Raw genomic sequence first — 19,974 nt, 5'->3', positions numbered from 1 at the left:
ATAGAAAACAAGGATATGATCATGAAGCCACTGCGCGCCCTGTTGCTGCTGCTAAGTTCCACCCTGCTCTCCCCGGCCTTCGCCGCGAATTCGGTCATGATCTGGCCCATCGATCCCGCCATTAATCCTGAAGAGAAAGCCAGCGAACTCTGGCTGGAGAATCGCGGTAACAGCACCACCATGATGCAGATCCGCGTCTTCAGCTGGCAGCAGAACAATGGCCAGGAGCAGTATCAGACTCAGCAGCAGGTGGTCGCCAGCCCGCCGATGGTGCGGATGGAGCCAGGCCAGAAACAGCTGGTCAGGCTGATTAAACAGACGCCGCCTGCGGCCGGTAAAGAGCTGGCCTATCGGGTGGTGCTGGATGAGATCCCGACCCCGCGTAATCCCGGCGAGAATCAGGCCGGGCTGACTTTCCAGATGCGCTATTCGGTGCCGCTGTTTGTTTATGGTACCGGGCTGAACACAGACAGCGCTCGCCCGGCTCTGCGCTGGCAACAGGTCAGCGAGGGCGGCAGGCGCTGGCTCCAGTTAACCAACAGCGGCAGCGGTCACGCCCGGTTAAGCAATGTGGCGATTGGCGGTCGCAAACTGGGCGAAGGCTTATACGGCTATGTGCTGGCTGACAGCTATCACCGCTGGCCGCTCTCCTCGCCGGTGAGCGGCGAACTCACTGCAGAGGTTAACAAGAGCCAGTGGCGCAGCGCTGCCCAGAAGTAAGCGCTGAATGAGACCGTTTTCCCTGCATCCCTGCGCGCTGGCCGTGGCCAGCGTTATTTACGCTTTTACGCCAGATCCTGTGCTGGCGGAGACTTACTCATCCCTGCCCCCGCCACCCAGCCTGCAGACCAGCAGCAACGGTCAGCAATATATGCTGGAGCTGGTGATTAACCAGCAGGAGAACGGCAATATTGTGCCGGCAGAGCAGCGCGACGGTCATTTCTGGATTCGCAGTGGCGATTTGCAGCGTGCCGGCCTGCCAGCGGATAAGCTGGGCCAGCAGCCGCAGGTCGATGTCAGCAGCCTGCAACCCATCAAAGTGGAGTATGACGCTGCGCGACAGCGTCTGCTGCTGACCGTACCGCCTGAGTGGCTGCCCGGTCAGGTGATTGGCGAGGCGAAGAACGGACCGCGCTATCCGGGCCGTACCAGCAGCGGCGCGCTGATTAATTATGATCTTTACGCCAGCCGCACGGATAACAGTGGCTCCCGCCTGTCCGCCTGGAACGAACTGCGGCTGTTTGGTGATGCCGGTCATTTCTCCACTAACGGCGTCTGGCAACAGCAGCTGGAAGGCAGTACGACTTATCAGGATGATGGCTATATCCGCTACGACACCTGGTGGAGCAATGAAGATGAGAATGCGGCGGTAAGCTGGCGGGTCGGCGATCTGGTCACCGACTCGCTGGCCTGGAGCAGCAGCGTGCGGCTCGGTGGCATCCGCGTCGGTCGCGACTTCAGCGTCCGTCCCGATCTGGTGACCTATCCGCTGCCCGCCTTTTCCGGTCAGGCCGCCGTGCCTTCCACCGTCGATCTGTTTATTAATGGCTATCGCTCCAGCCAGGCGAACGTGCAGCCTGGCCCCTGGTCGATGACCAATGTGCCATTCGTTAACGGCGCGGGTGATGCCGTGATCACTACCACCGATGCGGTTGGCCGCCGTGTCACCACCACCATGCCGTTTTACGTCTCCAGTAACCTGCTGAAATCGGGGCTGTCGGACTACGCCTTCTCTGCCGGGGCAATCCGCGAAAACTACGGCATAAAGAACTTCGATTATGGTGAGGCAGCGGCCAGCGGCTCTTATCGTTACGGTATGACCGACTGGCTGACGCTGGAGAGCCACGCCGAAGGCAGCGAAACGCTGGCGATGGGCGGGCTGGGTGGTCAGCTGCGCGTCGGCAGCTGGGGCGTGGTCAACGGCGCGGTGGCGCAAAGTCAGCTCGATGGCGAGAGCGGCAGGCAATATAGCTGGGGATATCAGTACAACAACCGCTGGTTCAACATCGGCACTCAACAGACCCAGCGCAGCAGCGACTTCGGCAATCTGGCGCTGGTCGGCAGCCGTGCCGGTAGCCAGGCGGATAGCCGCTACGCACTCTCACGCCGCAGTGCTCAGTACAGCGCCAGCGTCTCGCTGAACCGCTTTGGCAGCGTCGGTGCCGCTTTCATCGACATCACCGACGGTCAGGGCGATCGCACCCGGCTGTGGAACCTCTCATGGAGTAAAAATCTGTGGGGTAACAGCAGTCTGTATGTCTCGGCCAGCCGCGATCAGCAGGAGAAAAGCTGGACCGGTGCAATCTCGCTGGTGATCCCGTTTGGTGAACAGGGCAGCGTAGCCCTCAGCAACGAACGCGACCAGCGTGGCCGCGACAGTCAGCGCGTTTATGCCTCACGCGCCATGCCCAGCGACGGCGGGTTCGCCTGGGATGCCTCCTGGGCGAATCAGAGCGGAGACAGCGGCGATTATCGTCAGGGCAGTCTGCGCTATCGCAACAACCAGATTGATACCTCAGCGGGCTTCTATGGCGATGATGACAACCTCACCCAGTGGGCCGATCTCTCGGGTGCGCTGGTGTTAATGGACAACAGCGTCTTTGCCGCTAACGAGATCAACGACGCCTTTGTGCTGGTGAAGACCAACTATCCCGACGTTAACGTGCGCTACGAGAATCAGTCGATGGGACGCACCAATCAACAGGGTTATCTGCTGGTGCCTGCCATCAGCAGCTACTACCCGGCCAAATATGATATCGACACCCTCGACCTGCCGGCAGATATGACCACGCCACGGGTTGAGCAGCGCTTTGCGGTGAAACGCCAGAGCGGCTATCTGCTCAACTTCCCGGTGGAGAAACTGCGCTCAGCCAGCGTAATCCTGGTCGATGCGCAGGGCCAGCCGCTGCCGGTATCAAGCCTGGTGCAGCGTCCCGATCATCCCACCGAGTATGTCGGCTGGGATGGCATCGTCTGGATGGAAGATCTCACCGCCAGTAACCCGATGCAGGTGGTGACGCCCGATGGCCGCCAGTGCGAAGCCGAACTGCGCATCGCCAGCGGTCAGCCGCAGGCGCTGAAAACTTACGGCCCCCTGACCTGTGCGCTGCCCGCTCCTGCCGCAGGCAGCGCCCCCTCTCCCGCTGAATCTTTTACGTCCGGAAACCGACCATGATGAAATCTGTGATACTGGCTGGCCTGCTGCTGTTACTGCCGTCGCTGGGCTACGCCGCCTGCGCCCTGCCCGTATCGACCGCCAGTTTCGGTTCAGTCACAACCTTTGTGGCTAACACCACCGTCAGTTCCACCACCACCAATGCCAACGTCAACTGTGGCGCGGGTGCCGGGCTGTCGCTGCTGGGCAATAACCAGATCACCTTTCAGCTGACGGGCGCGACCAATAGCAACGGCACGCGCGGTACGCTGAAACGCAGCGGTGATACCGGCAGCGATAATGTGCCGGTGCGGCTCTGCACCGACACGGCCTGCGCTACCGAACTGACGATTGGCGGCACGCCATTTGTCTATGGTTCGCAGACCCTGATCAACCTGGCGGGGTTGCTGGGCAGCCTTAACTTCGCCATCCCGGTCTATCTGCGCACCGTTCCTGGTCAGGTGGTCGCCGCCGGGACCTACCAGCTGACGCTGAATATGGCCGTGACTTATCGCATCTGCACCAGCGTTGCGATTGGCAATATCTGTTTAAGCGAGCAGAACGGCAGCGGTGTCATCCCGATTAATATCACCGCCATTCTTACCAATGACTGCACCACCATCACCGCGCCGAATATCAGCTTTGGCAGCGCGCCGCTGGTCGGCAGCTTCTCCGCCGTGTCACAGACCATCAATGTGTTGTGCAGCAAAGGCAGCACCTATACCGTCGGGCTGAGCAATGGCAGTTATCCGGTGGGCAGCGTCAGGAATATGGCGAGCGGCGCGAATCGGCTGAGCTATGAAATTTATAAAAGTACCACCAGCAATCGCTGGGGATCGGCAGGCACTGAACGCTGGAGCAGTACCACCTCGACGGCGGTATCCACGGATGGACTGACGCGCGGTTTTAACTACACCGCGCGCATCCTGACCACGCAGAACACGCCGCCAGCCGGAAACTACAGCGACAGCGTGGTGGTCGATTTGTCGTTTTAGAGTGAAGCACTGACCGGCGTGCCGCTGTGACGGGCCTGATACTGCTTCACCATCCGGCCAATCAGCAACGTGCCGATTAACCCACAGACTGCGGCAAAGGTCAGCCAGACGCCCGGCATCGCTTTGTCACCGGTGGCATGGATCAGGTAGCTGGAGATGGCAGGCGTAAAGCCGCCAAACAGCGCCGTCGCCAGGCTGTAAGCCATGGAGAAACCGGCGGCGCGCACCTCCGCAGGCATGATCTCCGCCAGATAGACCACCATCGCACCGTTATAGCTGGCATAGAGAAACGACAGCCACAGTTCCGCTTCCAGCAGGTGGGCGAAGCTGGCCGATCCCACCAGCCAGTGCAGCACCGGCCAGGTGGTGACAATCATCAGCAGGGTAAAAATGATCAGCAGCGGACGGCGACCGACGCGGTCCGACAACGCCCCCATCAGCGGCAGCCAGATGAGGTTTGAGACACCGACACAGAGCGTCACCAGGAACGCCTGCTTGTCACTCATCATCAACACCGTTTTACCAAAGGTCGGGGTAAAGGCGGTGATCATGTAGAACATCACCGTGGTGGTGACCACCATCAGCATCCCCGCCAGCACCAGCGCCCAGTTGCTGGCGACCGACCGCATGATTTCCGTCATGCTCGGATGATGTTTACGTTTGCTGAACGCCTCGGTCTCTTCCAGCATCCGGCGGATATAGAACAGGAACGGCACAATCAGACAGCCGATCACAAACGGGATACGCCAGCCCCACTCCGTCACCGCCTCTTTCGCCAGCAGATGATTCAGCATCAGACCCAGCAGAGCAGCAAAGATCACCGCAATCTGCTGGCTGCCCGACTGCCAGCTGACGAAAAAGCCTTTGCGTCCTTTGGGCGCGACTTCGGCCAGATAGACCGACACGCCACCCAGCTCCACGCCCGCCGAGAAGCCCTGCAACAGCCGTCCCAGCAGGATCAGAATCGGCGCTGCCACGCCCAGGGTGGCATAGCCCGGCACCAGCGCGATGGTCAGGGTGCCCATCGCCATTAAGCCCAGCGTCAGCAACAGCCCTTTACGACGACCATGATGGTCGATGTAGGCACCGAGGATGATCGCCCCCAGCGGGCGCATCAGGAAGCCTGCACCGAAAGTCATCAGGGTCAGCATCAGGGAGGCAAACGGGTCATCGCCGGGAAAGAAGGTTTTTGAAATGGCGGTGGCGTAGTAGCCAAACACCATAAAATCGTACATCTCCAGGAAGTTACCACTGGTGACGGTGAAGATGGTTCGGGCGGCACTTTTCGGCGGCTTTTGTAAAGAGGGGGTGTGACTCATAACGGCTTCCTGTTGTTTTTTAGCCGTTTTAGCCTGCCTGATGCGGGATTAATGTGACCTGGCTCACCATTGCACTTTACAAACCCATGTACATAAGTAACAACTAATTAACAAGTCAGTTCGAGGAGCATAAGTGATTACCCTGGCCCTGATTTGCCTGATTTTATAGGGCTGGAGAGCAGCCATAAAAAAAGGCGACCTGAACAGTCGCCTTTTTCCTGAGCCGGATAACCCGCTATTTCTTCACGGTTTCCATGCCCATCAGACCAATTTTAAGATAGCCCGCCGTGCGCAGCTTATCCATCACGCTCATCAGCGTTTCATAATCGACTGACTTATCCGCCTGGAAGAAAATGGTGGTCTCTTTGTTGCCCTGGGTCTGGTTAGTCAGCACGTTAACCAGCGACTCCGGCGTGACCTGATCGTTACCGACGTAAAGCTGCTTATCCGCTTTAATCGACAGATAAACCGGCTTTTCCGGGCGCGGCTGTGGCGCGCTGGTTGAGGCGGGCAGATTGACGCGTACGTCGACCGTGGCCAGCGGCGCGGCCACCATAAAGATGATCAGCAGAACCAGCATGACGTCGATAAACGGCGTCACGTTGATCTCATGCATTTCACCATCCGTTTCCAGATCGTCGTTTAATCGCATTGCCATAAGAACTTACCCTAAGCGCAGTTTCTGAGCCGTCGCAGGACGCGGAACATCAGTGGCGACGGTGCCCAGATCGATATCACGGCTCTGCAGCAGCATCACCTGAGCGGCGACATCACCCAGCGAGGCTTTGTAGTTGGCGATCATGCGGGCAAAGACGTTGTAGATCACCACCGCCGGAATCGCAGCGATCAGGCCAATCGCGGTTGCCAGCAGCGCTTCGGCGATACCCGGTGCAACAACCGCCAGGTTCGTCGTCTGGGTTTTAGCGATGCCGATAAAGCTGTTCATGATGCCCCATACGGTGCCGAACAGGCCGATAAACGGCGCAACCGAACCGATGGTCGCCAGGAAGCCATTGCCCCGGCCTGCATGGCGGCTGAACGCAGCGACGCGGCGCTCAAGGCGGAAACTGGTGCGATCTTTAATCCCGTTGGTATCTTCCACGCCAGCCGACAGTTCAAGCTCATTCTGCGCATCATTCAGCAGCACCACACTGTGGCTGTGACCGGTAAACGACTGGGCAATGCGGGCGGCGTCATTCAGATTGCGGGCTTCGCCCAGCGCCAGATGCTCGCGCTTCAGGCGGCGCTTAGCGGCGCTGAGTTCGGCATATTTGCCGAAGAAGATCGCCCAGGTCACCACTGAGGCCAATAACAGGCCAATCATGACCACCTTTACCACGATATCGGCATGTTGATACATGCCCCAAACGGAGAGGTCCGTTTGCATCAAATCACTGGCTACCACGCTGCTTCTCCAACTTCTGATTCAGGGATGCGAGACAAGCGCGAATAATAGCAAAACGACGGCGAATTGATAGTAGTTCTCATTAGTATTTACAAAGCTGATCGCCGCCATTTACCCGCAATTGACCAGGTTTAAACACTTTTGACAAGGATGTTTCGAAAATGTGAAGTTGCATGAAAATTTATTAAAACATCGTTTCAAAATGTGATGGCATTCATTCAATCAGCATTGCCGCATTTTACTGGCGCGCGTTTTCACTATGCTGGCTCCACACGGTTCTCTCCGGTTAGCCCCCGACGCCGGACGCCGTCCTACCTCTGCGGGAGACAAAATAATGAGAATGACGAAAACATGCCTGGCCAGTGCCCTGGCGGCGATGATGATGAGCGCCACCGCCACGGCACAGGTGATCAAAGTGGCTGAAGTCCAGCCTGCCGGTTATCCGACCGTGGTCGCCCTGCAGCACATGGGCGACAAACTCAAACAGGCCACCGATGGACGGCTGGAGATGAAGCTCTTCGCCGGTGGCGTGCTGGGGGACGAAGATCAGACGCTGCAACAGGTGCAGCTGGGCGCAATCGACATGATCCGTGTGTCGCTGGCGCCAGTCACCTCGATCGCCCCGGAAACCAGCGTGCTGACCCTGCCCTACATTTTCCGCGACATTGACCACATGCACAAAGTGCTGGATGGCGAGATAGGCCGCGAGATTGCCGACAAATTCGATAAAGATCCCAACGCCCGCATGGTGTTCCTGGGCTGGACCGATGCCGGTGAGCGCAACATGATCACCAAGAAGCCGCTGGCAAAACCGGAAGATCTGAAAGGCATGAAGATCCGGGTGCAGAACAGCGCCATCTCATTGGCGACGCTGAAAGCGATGGGCGCGAATCCGGTGGCGATGGGCGTCAGTGAAGTGTTCAGTGCGATGCAGACCGGCGTGGTCGATGGCACCGAGAACAACCCACCGACCTTTGTCGCCCATAACTATATGCCGGTGGCGAAGTACTACACCCTCAGCGGCCACTTTATCCAGCCAGAGATGATCCTGTTTTCAAAACGCGCCTGGGATCGCCTGAAACCTGAGGATCAGGCGCTGCTGAAGAAGCTCGGCAAAGAGGCGCAGGATGAGGAGCGCCAGCTCTGGGCGACCTATACCGAAGAGTCGATCGCCAAAATGAAGGCGGGTGGCGTCACCTTCCAGCAGACCGACCGTGACTACTTCGTCAAAGCGACCCAGCCGGTGCGCGATCAGTTTGGCGGCAAATATCAGGATCTGATGACCCGGATCGCTGAGGTGAAATAACCCTTCCGCGCCACACTGCCGTGTGGCGTGCTTAATCAGGTATCAATTATGGCTGCTTATACACGTCTGATGGATGGGCTCTATCTGCTCTGCATGCTGGTGGCCGCCGTGGCACTGATGATTATGGTGACGGTGATCCCGATCGGGATCTTCGCCCGCTACGTGATGAACGGCGCGCTCTCCTGGCCGGAACCGGTGGCCATTATCTGCATGATCATTTTTACGTTTATTGGCGCACCGGTCGGACTGCGGGCCGGAACGCATATCTGCGTTTCCATGGTTACCGATCGCCTGTCACCCGCCCGACAGCGCCTGATGCTGCGCGTCAGCGATCTGCTGATGATCATCACCTGTCTGGTGATCTTTCAGGCCAGTTACAGCCTGTGCGAAGCGATGTGGGTGCAGACGCTCGCTTCATTACCGGCAGTGACTTACGGCGAGATGTATCTGCCGATTCCGATTGGCGCGATCTTTACCCTGCTGTTTGTTGTTGAGCGATTGCTGACCGGCGATCAGAGCCAGCGGCCGATTGTCACGCTGGGCGGCACCCACTAACGCGGAGCAGAAAAATGGATGCATTGATCTTGATAGGCAGTTTGCTGGTGTTGCTGATGGTGGGTTTTCCGGTCGCCTTTGCGGTGGGGCTGAGCGCCTTTATTGGCGCCTGGTGGATCGATCTGCCGCTGGAAGCGGTGGTGATTCAGGTGACCAACGGCATTAACAAATTTTCGCTGCTGACTATCCCGTTCTTTATTCTCGCGGGTGCGATTATGGCGGAGGGCGGGATTGCCCGGCGGCTGGTCAACTTCGCCTATATCTTTGTCGGCTTTATCCGCGGTGGCCTGTCGCTGGTGAACATTGTCGCCTCCACCTTCTTTGGCGCGATTTCCGGCTCATCGGTGGCGGATACCGCCTCGATTGGCTCGGTGATGATTCCGCAGATGGAGGAGAAAGGCTATCCGCGTGATTTCGCCGCCGCCGTCACCGCCAGCGGCTCAGTGCAGGCGGTGCTGACGCCACCCAGCCACAACTCGGTGATTTACTCGCTGGCGACCGGCGGCATGGTGACCATCTCCTCGCTGTTTGTTGCCGGTATCTTTCCCGGCCTGCTGCTGGGGGGCTGCCTGATGATAATGTGCCTGGGTTTTGCCCATAAACGCGGCTATCCCAAAGGAGAACGTATTCCGTTTCGTCAGGCGCTGAAAATCTTCTTCGACGCGTTCTGGGGCCTGTTTACCGTGGTGATCATTATGGGTGGCATTCTCTCCGGCATCTTTACCGCCTCGGAGTCCGCCGCGATCGCCTGTATCTGGGCCTTTTTCGTCACCATGTTTATCTACCGCGACTTTAAATGGAACCAGCTGCATATCCTGCTGTTCCGCACCATTAAAACCGTCACCATCGTGATGGTGCTGATCGCCTTTGCCGCTGGATTTGGCGCAGTGATGACCTTCATGCAACTGCCGACGATTATCACCGAGGCGTTCACCAGCCTCTCCGATAACAAATATGTGATCCTGATGTGTATCAACATCCTGCTGCTGGTGGTGGGGACGCTGATGGATATGGCGCCGCTGATCCTGATCCTGACGCCGGTGCTGTTGCCGGTCGCTACCGCGCTTGGCGTCGATCCGGTTCACTTCGGCATGATCATGCTGACCAACCTCGGGATCGGCCTGATCACCCCGCCGGTCGGTACAGTACTGTTTGTCGCCAGTGCGGTCAGTAAGCAGAAAATCGAGCAGGTGGTCAGAGCCATGCTGCCGTTTTACGGCATGCTGTTTATCGTGCTGATGCTGATTACCTATATTCCCGCCATCTCCCTCTGGTTACCGCGCCTGATGGGCGTGATGTAGCGTCGGCAAAATCGGGTCCGGTAGCGGACCCGATTTTCATCCTGCGAAGCACTCTGATAATCACCATTGAGTCTCAACCCTGCTGGTCGTTTCGTGGTAACGTGAGGGCTTAGTCAGAAGCGGCAAAGGCGACTCATGACCACCAGAAAAATTGATACCACGCTCGTCAGTGCAGGACGCAGCAAGCGTTATACCCAGGGCTCGGTGAACAGTGTGATTCAACGGGCCTCCTCGCTGGTTTTTGATACGGTCGCGGAGAAGAAACGCGCCACTGCCGGTCGGGCAAAAGGCGAGCTCTTTTATGGCCGTCGTGGCACCCTGACGCACTTTGCACTGCAGGATGCGATGACGGAGCTGGAAGGCGGCGCAGGCTGTGTGCTCTACCCCTGCGGCGCGGCTGCCGTGGCGAACGCGATTCTGGCGTTTGTCGAGGCGGGCGACCACGTGCTGATGAGTGGCGCAGTCTATGAACCGACCCAGGATTTCTGTACTAAGATCCTGACTAAGCTGCAGGTTTCAACGGGCTGGTTCGATCACTGCATCGGCAGTGAAATCGGTGAGCTGGTGCAGCCCAATACCCGGGTCGTTTTCCTGGAATCGCCTGCCTCTATCACGATGGAAGTTCAGGATATTCCGGCGATTGTGGCGGCGGTTCGCGCCAAAGCGCCCGAGGCGATCATTATGATCGACAACACCTGGGCGGCCGGTATTTTATTTGATGCGCTGGCGCACGGCATCGATATTTCGATTCAGGCGGGCACCAAATATCTGATTGGTCACAGCGATGCGATGATCGGCACGGCGGTCGCCAATGCGCGCTGTATCGATCAGCTGCGCGAGAACTCCTATCTGATGGGTCAGATGGTCGATGCCGATACCGCCTACATGGCGAGTCGGGGTCTGCGCACGCTGGGCACACGTCTGCGTCAGCATGAAGAGAGCGCGATTCAGGTGGCAGAGTGGCTGGCAGCGCGTCCCGAAGTGGCGCGGGTTAATCACCCGGCGCTGGCGCAGAGCAAAGGTCATCAGTTCTGGCAGCGTGATTTTAACGGCAGCAGCGGCCTGTTCTCTTTTATCCTGCAGGAAAGACTCAGCGCGCCCCAGCTGGCGGAATATCTCGATCACTTCCATCATTTCAGCATGGCGTACTCCTGGGGCGGCTATGAATCACTGATCCTGGCGAATCAGCCGGAAGAGCTGGCCGCGATTCGTCCGGCGGGTGGAGTCGATTTCACCGGTACGCTGGTGCGGCTGCATATTGGTCTGGAGCACGTTGACGATCTGCTGGCTGACCTGGACGCCGGTTTTGCGCGCCTGACGCGTTAATAAACTCAGGCAAAAGATAAACAGACGCTAAACAGAAGATGAACCGGGTAGCGGCCACCCGCAGAGTTTGCCGGGCTGCTGCTCATTTATTGTTAAAATTTATCCCAGACCGTTCAGGTCATCAGTGAGGTCGCTGCATTTATTGCGCAGCGCCGCGACCGATTGCCTGAATGCAGACGGATAGTTCCTTGTGACGTGATGGAATAGCAAATGGGTGTTTTACACGAGATTGTCCACGCGCTCTGGCATCAGGATTTTGCCGCGCTGGCAAATCCGGATGTGGTGTGGGTGGTGTACGGCGTGATGTTCCTGACGCTGTTTCTGGAAAATGGGCTGTTACCCGCCTCTTTCCTGCCGGGCGATAGCCTGCTGCTGCTGGCGGGTGCGATGGTGGCAAAAGGGGTGATGGATTTTGTGCCGACGATGGTGATCCTCACCACCGCCGCCAGTCTGGGCTGCTGGCTGAGCTATCTGCAGGGTCGCTGGCTGGGGAATACCCGGCTGGTGAAGAGCTGGCTGATGCATCTGCCAGCGCAGTATCACCAGCGCGCCTGGAATATGTTTAACCGTCATGGCCTGATGGCGCTGCTGGTGGGCCGTTTTCTGGCTTTCATCCGGACGATCCTGCCAACCATGGCGGGCATTGCGGGCTTACAGAATGGTCGCTTTCAACTGTTCAACTGGCTCAGCGGCGTGCTGTGGGTCGGCATCGTCGTGACGTTTGGCTATGGCATCAGCCAGGTGCCGTTCATCAAGCGTCATGAAGATCAGGTGATGGCGATCCTGATGATACTGCCGATGGTGTTGCTGTTTCTCGGGCTGTTCGGCAGCATTCTGGTTATCTGGAAAAAGCGTCGGCAGAAACAGGCCTGACGTCAGCGCGTAGCATCAGGATCCGCCGCCACTCAGGCGGACGGATCCGCTACCGTCTGCCGCACACGATTCACCTCTTCCCCTGGCGTCACGCCAAAATAGCGCTTAAATTCCCGCGAAAACTGTGAGGGACTTTCATAGCCAACCCGCACCGCCGCCGCACTCGCTTTCAGTCCATCGTGCAGCATCAGCAATCGCGCCTGATGCAGGCGATATCGCTTGAGATACTGCAGGGGCGACGTCTGCGTGACCGCTTTAAAGTTATGATGAAAGGCTGAAACGCTCATGTTCACTTCCGCCGCCAGCGCATCGACGCTGAGGTTTTCCGCATAGTGATTCTCAATCCGTCGCAGGGCACGCGCGATCAGGCTGAATTGCGTCTGTCGGCTCACCAGTGAGAGCAGCGCACCACCAATCGGGCCAGTCAGCACGTAGTAGATAATCTCCCGCACGATGTGCGGCCCCAGCACCCGCGCATCGCGCGGCTGGGTCATCACATCAAGCAGCCGCTCAGCGGCACACAGCATCGGTTCCGTCAGCCACGCCGAGTGGATCCCCGAGGTCTGCGGCTGCGGCTGGAACTGATCGTCATCGCCGATTTCAATCAGCAGATCCTGCAGGCTGGCGGTATCGACATTAAGACACAGCCCGGCAATCGGCACCTCTGGCGAGGCCCAGGTTTCGCACTCCACCGGCAGCGGCACGGTGAGCATCAGGTACTTGCTGGCGTCATACTGAAACACCGTGCTGCCGAGATAGCCGGTTTTGCTGCCCTGAAACAGGATCACAATGCCGGGCTGATACATCATCGGCGTACGGGGACGATATTGATTAGCGTAAATCAGCGACACATTTTCGACCGGACAAAGACGGTCGTGACCATGGGTCATTAATGTGACGACCTGCTGCGCCAGCCGGTGACACAGGGCATCGTGCGCCATAGCGACTCCTTTTACGGGCAAAAAGCCAGTGTGCCGTGCGAATGCCTGAATCACCAGCAGCCTGGAGAATCAGGCAAGAAATTTACCGGATCGGGCATGACGGCAGAACCACTGTTGTTGCCTCAGCTAAGCAGGCTGAGAATTGTTGGCTAGACTTAAGCACAGTGAAATCTCACGGATTAACCGCAACGGAAAGGAGCAACTATGGCAGACCAACCCATTATCAAACTGCGCGATGGCAATATGATGCCGCAACTCGGACTCGGTGTGTGGCAGGCCAGCATTGAAGATGCACGTCATGCGGTGCTGAAAGCGCTGGAGGTCGGCTATCGCTCAATCGATACCGCCGCCGCCTATAAGAATGAAGAGGCGATTGGCCAGGCACTGCAGGAAACTGACGTGCCGCGTGAAGAGATTTTCGTGACCACCAAACTCTGGAACGACGATCAGCAGAACGTTCAGCAGGCGATGGAAACCAGCCTGGAGAAACTGAAACTGGAGCAGGTTGATCTCTATCTGATGCACTGGCCGTGCCCGGAAAAAGACAATTATGTCGATGCCTGGAAGAAGATGATTGAATTGCAGCAGCAGGGGCTGACTAAAAGTATCGGCGTCTGTAACTTCCATGAGGCGCATCTGAAGCGACTGCTGGATGAAACCGGTGTCACGCCGGTGGTGAACCAGATTGAGCTGCACCCGATGCTACAGCAACGTACGCTGCATGCGTGGAACGCACTGCATCAGATCCAGACAGAATCCTGGAGTCCGCTGGCGCAGGGCGGCAAAGGGGTCTTCGATCAGGAGATCATCAAGTCGCTGGCGAAGAAATATGGCAAGACGCCGGCACAGATCGTGATCCGCTGGCATCTGGATAGCGGCCTGGTGGTGATTCCGAAGTCGGTCACACCAGCCCGCATTGAAGAGAACTTTAAGGTGTTCGACTTCCGTCTGGACAAGCATGAAGTGAGCGATATTGCGAAGCTGGACAGCGGCAATCGTCTGGGGCCGGATCCGGAAACCTTTAACTAAGGCTGGGCGTCACCAGGTGACCTCACCTTATCTGCCCTGCGGCTGGGGCAGCTAACGATTAACGCGGTCAGACGGGCTCTCCCTGCCTGACCGCGCTGTTATGCGCTGGGCTGCACCACCAGCTGACCGGCAGTGCCGCGGTCGGCCAGTTCCAGCGTCTGACTGTAGTAGACGAACGGGAAGTGATCTGACGAACTTTGCGGGAAAGTGACCATCAGTTCCACGCTGCCATCGACCCACACCGTATCTTTCCAGCCGCGATCTTCGCCCATCGGCTGCGCACCATTCACACTTTTAATCAGGAACATCACGCCCTGGATATGCAGCGACTGTGGCCGGTCAGCATGCAGGATCCAGCGCTCAAAGGTGCCCTGCTGTGCCGTGGTGTCAATGCGGCTCATATCCCAGATCGCGCCGTTAATGCCCGGCATGCTGTCACCGATGCGGAATTCACGGGTGCGAACCGCCACGCCATCCAGAATCTGATCGGCCAGCAGCCGCATCGGCAGATTATCCGTCACCAGCGGCAGCAAGCCGGTTGGCCGCAGCGTCAGGATCAGGGTTGACGTCAGAATGGAGGATGGCTCAAAGAAGCCGCGCAGCCGATCCATAATGCCCGCCGCCGTACCTGCGGTAATCGACACTTCATCGCCCTGCGACATATCCACCAGCACTTCGCGGCGTTCGCCCGGCGCCAGTGACAGGCGCTGCACCGCCACCGGCGCAGGCAGATAGCCCTGATCGCTGGCGATGACCATAAACGGGCGATTGTCGCTGAGCACCATCTCATAGCGGCGCGCATTCGAGGCGTTCAGCAGACGCAGACGCACCCAGCCGCGTGATACTTCCACAAACGGATTGCGTACGCCATTCACCAGCAGCGTGTCGCCCAGGAAACCACCATCCTGCGGCGGGTCATAGACCGGCGTGGCAAAGTTATCGAGCCGCTTGTCCTGAATGATAATCGGGAAGTCATCGACGCCGTAATGCTTCGGCAACGGCAGCTGCCTGCCAATATCATCTTCCACCAGCCACATCCCCGCCAGTCCGTTATAGATGTGCGGAGCCATGCGGTTCGGTGTATTGGCGTGATACCAGCAGGTTGAGGCCGCCTGACGAATCGGCAGCACCGGCGACCAGTCGACACCGGCTGACATCATACGCGGCGCGCCCCCCATCAGCGCACCCGGCAACTGCAGGCCGCTGATAGTCATGGAGACCGGCTCGTTCAGACGATTGCTGTAGATCAGCTTAACGTCATCGCCGCTGTAAACCCGGACGGTCGGGCCAAGATAGAGGCCATTAATGCCCCACACCGGCACTTTGTTGTTGTCGCCATTAAAAGACCAGTGGCTGCGCTGCATTGTCAGGAACAGCGGCTGGCCGCGACGGGATTCCAGCAACGGCGGAACCGGAAGTGGCGTATCGCCATTAGCTGAAGAAGCGGCACGCGCCGCATGAGGTAGTACACTGGCGCTAAGCGCCGCTCCGGCAGAAAGCTGGATGAACTGACGTCTGCTGAAAGACATAAAACTTCTGACCCTTTACGCGTGGCGCTAGGCGCCGACCCTGTTTTTATTGATCTGTTTTTGCTGTGCTGCGTTCACGGCGGGCGGACGTGCCCCGCCGTGCGGCATCCCTGCAGGATAGTTCGGCGAATGGTTCGCCGGTCAGATATTTCCGTTTTTTTCGCGTTCTGCGACTTCGGCGTTCAGCTCTTCCAGCTTTGCCGCCATCAGTTCGCGACAGTGGGTCGCCAGCTTACGCACCGACGACGACTCGAAAGCCTTTACATCAATCGGTGGCAGCATCTCAACGATTACCAGCCCGTTTTTCCAGCGATTGAGGTTGATCTTGCCATGCGTGTTAGAGACCACAATCGGAATGATCGGCACACCCGCCGCCACAGCGGCGTGAAAGGCACCGGTTTTAAACGGCAGCAGGCCACGACCACGGCTGCGCGTTCCTTCCGGGAACATCCAGATGGAGATGCGCTTACTGTTAAACTCATCTACCAGCTGACCGATCGTGCCGCGTGCTTTTGCACGGTCATCGCGATCGATCAACAGGTTACCGGTCAGCCAGTAGAGCAGGCCAAAAAATGGCACCCACAACAGGCTCTTCTTGCCCACCGTCACCGTACAGGGCTGCACCATTTTAGCCGCGGTGACCATGTCGTAGTTGTTCTGATGGTTCGCGATGTAGATCGCATTACCATAATTCTCAGCACCTTCCGGTCTGCGCAGTTCTACTTTAAGGCCAAACACCGTCGACAGTTTGCCGAACAGATGGCCAAATGTGGCGACATGACGCGGATTGCGCGGTGAAAACAGACACCAGATACAGCCAGATATACAGACTAAGATCGAATAGATGACGACAATAATGGCACGCAGAATCAGTAACATAGTTCCCTCATTGAGCCACGGCTGACGCGGTGTCAGCCGGGTAGTTTACGCTTCGCTATCCGGGCTCGCCGGACGCGCAGGCGCATCCAGTTCAACACGATCAATTTTTTGCAGGCCGCGCGGTAACAGCGTGCCGCGACGTCCGCGATCGGCGCGGAATTTTTGTAGCTCTTCACTGCGCAGCAGCATTTTACGCTTGCCCACGTGCAGCGTGATAGCGCTGCCCGGCGGCAAAATCATCAGCCAGGCCAGTTTGTCCTGACCGGCGGCCGCTTCCGCGGATGGAATCGAGATGATTTTGTTGCCCTTGCCTTTCGACATCTGCGGCAGCTCCCCGACCGGGAACATCAGCATCCGTCCCGCCTGGGTGATCGCCAGCAGCATGTCATCTTCATGATGGACGGCCATCGGCGTCATCACACGGGCGTTTTCCGGCAGCGTCAGCAGCGCTTTACCGGCGCGGTTGCGCGACACCAGATCGCTGAAGGTACAGATAAAGCCATAACCCGCATCAGAGGCCATCAGCAGGCGCTGGTCATCCGGCTCCATCAGCACCTGTTCAACTACCGCACCCGGCGGTGGCGTCAGCTTGCCGGTCAACGGCTCGCCCTGCCCGCGCGCTGAAGGCAGCGACGTTGGATCCAGGGTGTAGCTGCGGCCGGTGGAGTCGATAAAGGCCACCGGCTGATTGCTCTTGCCGCGTGCCGCAGCCAGATAGCTGTCGCCGGCTTTGTAGCTGAGTCCGGCTGGATCGATATCGTGGCCTTTGGCGCTACGCACCCAGCCCATCTGCGACAGCACAATGGTCACCGGTTCAGACGGCACCAGCTCGGTTTCGCTCAGGGCTTTGGCTTCTTCACGCTCACGCAGCGGCGAGCGACGATCGTCGCCGTAGCTGGCGCTGTCAGCCTGTAACTCTTTTTTCAGCAGGGTATTCATCTTGCGTTCAGAGGCCAGCGTGGCCTGCAGCTGATCGCGCTCTTTTTCCAGCTCCGCCTGCTCGCCACGGATCTTCATCTCTTCCAGTTTTGCCAGGTGGCGCAACTTCAGTTCGAGGATCGACTCGGCCTGGGTTTCGCTGATGCCAAAGCGTGACATCAGGACCGGCTTAGGCTCATCCTCAGTACGGATGATCTCGATCACTTCATCGATGTTCAGGAACGCAACCAGCAAACCTTCCAGGATATGCAGGCGGCGCAGCACGCGATCCAGGCGGTGATTCAGACGACGTTTGACCGTATCTCGGCGGAACACCAGCCATTCGGTCAGGATCTCATGCAGGTTTTTAACCGCCGGGCGGTTATCCAGCCCGATCATGTTGAGGTTAACGCGGTAGCTCTTTTCCAGATCGGTGGTGGCGAACAGATGGTTCATCACCTGATCGAGATCGACGCGGTTGGAGCGCGGAACGATCACCAGGCGGGTCGGGTTCTCGTGATCCGATTCATCACGCAGATCCTCCACCATCGGCAGCTTTTTATTGCGCATCTGGTTCGCAATCTGCTCCAGCACGCGCGCGCCCGACACCTGATGCGGCAGCGCGGTAATCACCGCCTCGCCCTCTTCCTTCTTCCAGACTGCACGCTGGCGAATCGAGCCGCGACCGGTCTGATAGATTTTGCGGATCTCGTCACGCGGCGTGATGATCTCCGCCTCTGTAGGATAATCAGGCCCCTGGACAATATCCAGCAGCTGTTCCAGCGTGGTTTTCGGCGAGTCGATCAGTGCGATGGCGGCCTGAGCTACTTCGCGCAGGTTGTGCGGCGGAATATCGGTCGCCATACCCACGGCAATCCCGGTGGTGCCGTTCAGCAGAATATTGGGCAGGCGCGCCGGTAACATCTTCGGCTCCTGCAGCGTGCCATCAAAGTTCGGCTGATAATCGACCGTCCCCTGACCCAGCTCACCCAGCAGCAGCTCGGCATATTTTGACAGGCGGGATTCGGTGTAACGCATCGCCGCGAACGACTTGGGATCATCCGGTGCACCCCAGTTACCCTGGCCATCGACCAGCGGATAACGGTAGGAGAACGGCTGCGCCATCAGCACCATCGCTTCATAGCAGGCGCTGTCGCCGTGCGGATGGTATTTACCCAGCACGTCACCTACGGTACGCGCCGATTTTTTGAATTTTGCGCTGGCGCTCAGTCCCAGTTCGGACATGGCGTAGACGATACGTCGCTGAACCGGCTTTAATCCGTCGCCAATGTAAGGCAGGGCGCGGTCCATGATGACGTACATCGAATAGTTTAAGTACGCATTCTCGGTGAATGTGTGCAGGGCAAGACGCTCTGCACCATCCTGAGTCAGTTCACTCATTAATTTCTCATCCTCACATCGTGGCCCACAACGGCGGGACACCCGGCGGTGGTTTGGCGAGGATAGTACCTTATTCGCTGGTGTTAGTCACAGGGGAAGCGCGGGAGAGCAGGCGTCCCGCCGCGCGATTTCATGTGCCGGAGGCACGCCGGATTCAGACCGGCAAGTGTCTGACCTGTCTGTGGAAGTGGCTCAGGGCTTTGCACCCATCCACTGGCGGGCAATGTCACGATATTCGCCGGTGGCGGTGCTGAGATGCAGCCACTGATCGACATAGAGCTTCCAGCTGATATCGTCACGCGGAATCATGTAAGCCTTCTCGCCATACTGCAGCGGTTTGTCGGGATTGATCGCGCAGAGCGTCGGGTAATGTTGCTGCTGAAAACGCGCTTCAGAGGCATCGGTGATCATCACATCCGCCTTGTTGTCCACCAGTTGCCGGAAGATGGTGACGTTATCGTGGAACAGCGTCAGTGAGGCCTTTGGCAGGTGGCTGTGCACAAAGGCTTCGTTGGTGCCGCCTGCCGGTTCAATCAGCCGCACGTCAGGCCGGTTGAGCTGTTCGATGGTCTGGAAGCGATCTTTATCGCTGCAGCGCACCAGCGGGATTTTGCCATCCACATCCAGCGGCCGGGCGAACCAGGCGGTCTGCTGGCGTTTCAGCGTGACGGAGACGCCGCCGACGGCGATATCACACTGCTTTGCCAGAAAATCGGGCATCAGGTTTTTCCAGCTGGTTGGCACCCACTCCACTTTCGCGCCGAGCGAGGTAGCCAGCGCGTTCGCCATGCTGATATCCAGCCCTTCATACTGACCATCGGGTCGCAGGTAGCTGTAAGGCTTGTAATCACCGGTGGTGCAGACCTTAAGCGTTTTAGAACTGAGGATGGTGTCGAGATGAGATTGTGCCTGGACAGCACCGGTGGCCAGCAGCAAAGAAAGGACAATTTTTTTCATTTTGCGTTTTTCTTTAATTGTTTTCATGGTGAGTTTGCCTGCCGATGGTGCCATAAACCGGCGCATTGTTGCTTCCACAGCAAAAG

General features: G+C 58.1%; 17 protein-coding genes. 9 read left to right on the top strand and 8 right to left on the bottom strand.

Annotated features, from left to right (window positions below):
- The first annotated feature begins 21 nt into the window (after positions 1–21).
- From ACK13D_RS08475 to ACK13D_RS08465, 3 genes are read left to right on the top strand one after another with little or no spacing between them, the layout of a single operon-like run.
- Positions 22–720 carry a fimbrial biogenesis chaperone gene (locus ACK13D_RS08475; RefSeq protein ID WP_033780680.1) on the top strand — a complete coding sequence of 233 codons (699 nt, stop codon included), beginning with the start codon at positions 22–24 and terminating at the stop codon, positions 718–720.
- A gap of 7 nt (positions 721–727) precedes the next feature.
- Positions 728–3,175 (top strand): fimbria/pilus outer membrane usher protein, encoded by a 2,448-nt coding sequence (locus ACK13D_RS08470; protein WP_187500570.1) that lies wholly within the window; start codon positions 728–730, stop codon positions 3,173–3,175.
- A complete protein-coding gene (locus ACK13D_RS08465) occupies positions 3,172–4,149 on the top strand; it encodes a Csu type fimbrial protein (RefSeq protein WP_418796152.1) in 978 nt (325 codons plus the stop codon). The genes ACK13D_RS08470 and ACK13D_RS08465 overlap by 4 nt, the downstream gene beginning before the upstream one ends.
- Here the strand turns inward: ACK13D_RS08465 and ACK13D_RS08460 are convergent.
- The 3 genes from ACK13D_RS08460 to exbB all read right to left on the bottom strand — a co-directional run bounded on the left by ACK13D_RS08460 (position 4,146) and on the right by exbB (position 6,855).
- Positions 4,146–5,468, bottom strand: coding sequence for an MFS transporter (locus ACK13D_RS08460; RefSeq protein ID WP_061703105.1), 1,323 nt, complete (start codon positions 5,466–5,468; stop codon positions 4,146–4,148). The two genes, ACK13D_RS08465 and ACK13D_RS08460, sit on opposite strands and share 4 nt — an antisense overlap.
- A 235-nt stretch (positions 5,469–5,703) precedes the next feature.
- Positions 5,704–6,126: a TonB system transport protein ExbD gene (exbD, locus tag ACK13D_RS08455; protein WP_010249013.1), complete on the bottom strand. Its 423-nt coding sequence runs from the start codon at positions 6,124–6,126 to the stop codon at positions 5,704–5,706.
- Between the two features lie 6 nt (positions 6,127–6,132).
- Positions 6,133–6,855 (bottom strand): tol-pal system-associated acyl-CoA thioesterase, encoded by a 723-nt coding sequence (gene exbB / locus ACK13D_RS08450; protein WP_022623877.1) that lies wholly within the window; start codon positions 6,853–6,855, stop codon positions 6,133–6,135.
- Positions 6,856–7,207: 352 nt separating this feature from the next.
- Here exbB and ACK13D_RS08445 point away from each other — a divergent pair, with 352 nt between their 5' ends.
- From ACK13D_RS08445 to ACK13D_RS08425, 5 genes are all read left to right on the top strand, one after another.
- A complete protein-coding gene (locus ACK13D_RS08445) occupies positions 7,208–8,179 on the top strand; it encodes a TRAP transporter substrate-binding protein (RefSeq protein ID WP_010249015.1) in 972 nt (323 codons plus the stop codon).
- Positions 8,180–8,227: 48 nt separating this feature from the next.
- Positions 8,228–8,734, top strand: a complete 507-nt coding sequence (locus tag ACK13D_RS08440) for a TRAP transporter small permease (protein ID WP_010249016.1) — start codon at positions 8,228–8,230, stop codon at positions 8,732–8,734.
- Positions 8,735–8,748: 14 nt separating this feature from the next.
- The gene (locus tag ACK13D_RS08435; protein WP_010671118.1) at positions 8,749–10,035 is read left to right on the top strand and encodes a TRAP transporter large permease; all 1,287 of its coding nucleotides are present in this window, start codon (positions 8,749–8,751) and stop codon (positions 10,033–10,035) included.
- A 135-nt stretch (positions 10,036–10,170) separates the two neighbouring features.
- On the top strand, positions 10,171–11,361 hold the full coding sequence (gene metC / locus ACK13D_RS08430) for a cystathionine beta-lyase (RefSeq protein ID WP_069025384.1): 1,191 nt from the start codon (positions 10,171–10,173) through the stop codon (positions 11,359–11,361).
- 210 nt (positions 11,362–11,571) lie between these two features.
- On the top strand, positions 11,572–12,234 hold the full coding sequence (locus ACK13D_RS08425; protein ID WP_010249020.1) for a DedA family protein: 663 nt from the start codon (positions 11,572–11,574) through the stop codon (positions 12,232–12,234).
- Positions 12,235–12,266: 32 nt separating this feature from the next.
- On the opposite strand, the gene ACK13D_RS08420 is transcribed toward ACK13D_RS08425, so the two are convergent.
- The gene (locus ACK13D_RS08420; protein ID WP_010249021.1) at positions 12,267–13,175 is read right to left on the bottom strand and encodes an AraC family transcriptional regulator; all 909 of its coding nucleotides are present in this window, start codon (positions 13,173–13,175) and stop codon (positions 12,267–12,269) included.
- A gap of 204 nt (positions 13,176–13,379) precedes the next feature.
- Between ACK13D_RS08420 and dkgA the strand changes: the two genes are divergently transcribed.
- Positions 13,380–14,204, top strand: a complete 825-nt coding sequence (dkgA, locus tag ACK13D_RS08415) for a 2,5-didehydrogluconate reductase DkgA (protein WP_010249022.1) — start codon at positions 13,380–13,382, stop codon at positions 14,202–14,204.
- 98 nt (positions 14,205–14,302) lie between these two features.
- Here the strand turns inward: dkgA and ftsP are convergent, their stop codons facing one another.
- The 4 genes from ftsP to ACK13D_RS08395 all read right to left on the bottom strand — a co-directional run bounded on the left by ftsP (position 14,303) and on the right by ACK13D_RS08395 (position 19,942).
- Positions 14,303–15,733: a cell division protein FtsP gene (ftsP, locus tag ACK13D_RS08410; RefSeq protein ID WP_010249023.1), complete on the bottom strand. Its 1,431-nt coding sequence runs from the start codon at positions 15,731–15,733 to the stop codon at positions 14,303–14,305.
- 141 nt (positions 15,734–15,874) lie between these two features.
- Complete coding sequence (locus tag ACK13D_RS08405; protein WP_010671121.1) at positions 15,875–16,612, bottom strand: 1-acylglycerol-3-phosphate O-acyltransferase; 738 nt, start codon at positions 16,610–16,612, stop codon at positions 15,875–15,877.
- A gap of 45 nt (positions 16,613–16,657) precedes the next feature.
- Positions 16,658–18,931 (bottom strand): DNA topoisomerase IV subunit A, encoded by a 2,274-nt coding sequence (gene parC, locus ACK13D_RS08400; RefSeq protein WP_010671122.1) that lies wholly within the window; start codon positions 18,929–18,931, stop codon positions 16,658–16,660.
- 192 nt (positions 18,932–19,123) lie between these two features.
- Positions 19,124–19,942, bottom strand: a complete 819-nt coding sequence (locus ACK13D_RS08395; protein WP_187500572.1) for a transporter substrate-binding domain-containing protein — start codon at positions 19,940–19,942, stop codon at positions 19,124–19,126.
- Between the last annotated feature and the right edge of the window lie 32 nt (positions 19,943–19,974).

Source organism: Pantoea sp. K16, assembly GCF_048452805.1.
GTDB lineage: Bacteria > Pseudomonadota > Gammaproteobacteria > Enterobacterales > Enterobacteriaceae > Pantoea > Pantoea agglomerans.
Note: the sequence above shows the minus strand (reverse complement) of the source record. Positions and strands in the feature narration are given on the sequence as shown.

Excerpts from the sequence above, each read along its gene's own strand:
- ACK13D_RS08445 (WP_010249015.1), top strand. The coding sequence starts at position 7,208 with ATGAGAATGACGAAAACATGCCTGGCCAGTGCCCTGGCGGCGATGATG.
- ACK13D_RS08395 (WP_187500572.1), bottom strand. The coding sequence starts at position 19,942 with ATGGCACCATCGGCAGGCAAACTCACCATGAAAACAATTAAAGAAAAA.
- metC (WP_069025384.1), top strand. The coding sequence starts at position 10,171 with ATGACCACCAGAAAAATTGATACCACGCTCGTCAGTGCAGGACGCAGC.
- exbB (WP_022623877.1), bottom strand. The coding sequence starts at position 6,855 with ATGCAAACGGACCTCTCCGTTTGGGGCATGTATCAACATGCCGATATC.
- dkgA (WP_010249022.1), top strand. The coding sequence starts at position 13,380 with ATGGCAGACCAACCCATTATCAAACTGCGCGATGGCAATATGATGCCG.
- ACK13D_RS08460 (WP_061703105.1), bottom strand. The coding sequence starts at position 5,468 with ATGAGTCACACCCCCTCTTTACAAAAGCCGCCGAAAAGTGCCGCCCGA.
- ftsP (WP_010249023.1), bottom strand. The coding sequence starts at position 15,733 with ATGTCTTTCAGCAGACGTCAGTTCATCCAGCTTTCTGCCGGAGCGGCG.
- ACK13D_RS08405 (WP_010671121.1), bottom strand. The coding sequence starts at position 16,612 with ATGTTACTGATTCTGCGTGCCATTATTGTCGTCATCTATTCGATCTTA.
- ACK13D_RS08470 (WP_187500570.1), top strand. The coding sequence starts at position 728 with ATGAGACCGTTTTCCCTGCATCCCTGCGCGCTGGCCGTGGCCAGCGTT.
- exbD (WP_010249013.1), bottom strand. The coding sequence starts at position 6,126 with ATGGCAATGCGATTAAACGACGATCTGGAAACGGATGGTGAAATGCAT.
- ACK13D_RS08440 (WP_010249016.1), top strand. The coding sequence starts at position 8,228 with ATGGCTGCTTATACACGTCTGATGGATGGGCTCTATCTGCTCTGCATG.
- ACK13D_RS08475 (WP_033780680.1), top strand. The coding sequence starts at position 22 with ATGAAGCCACTGCGCGCCCTGTTGCTGCTGCTAAGTTCCACCCTGCTC.
- ACK13D_RS08425 (WP_010249020.1), top strand. The coding sequence starts at position 11,572 with ATGGGTGTTTTACACGAGATTGTCCACGCGCTCTGGCATCAGGATTTT.
- ACK13D_RS08465 (WP_418796152.1), top strand. The coding sequence starts at position 3,172 with ATGATGAAATCTGTGATACTGGCTGGCCTGCTGCTGTTACTGCCGTCG.
- ACK13D_RS08420 (WP_010249021.1), bottom strand. The coding sequence starts at position 13,175 with ATGGCGCACGATGCCCTGTGTCACCGGCTGGCGCAGCAGGTCGTCACA.
- ACK13D_RS08435 (WP_010671118.1), top strand. The coding sequence starts at position 8,749 with ATGGATGCATTGATCTTGATAGGCAGTTTGCTGGTGTTGCTGATGGTG.
- parC (WP_010671122.1), bottom strand. The coding sequence starts at position 18,931 with ATGAGTGAACTGACTCAGGATGGTGCAGAGCGTCTTGCCCTGCACACA.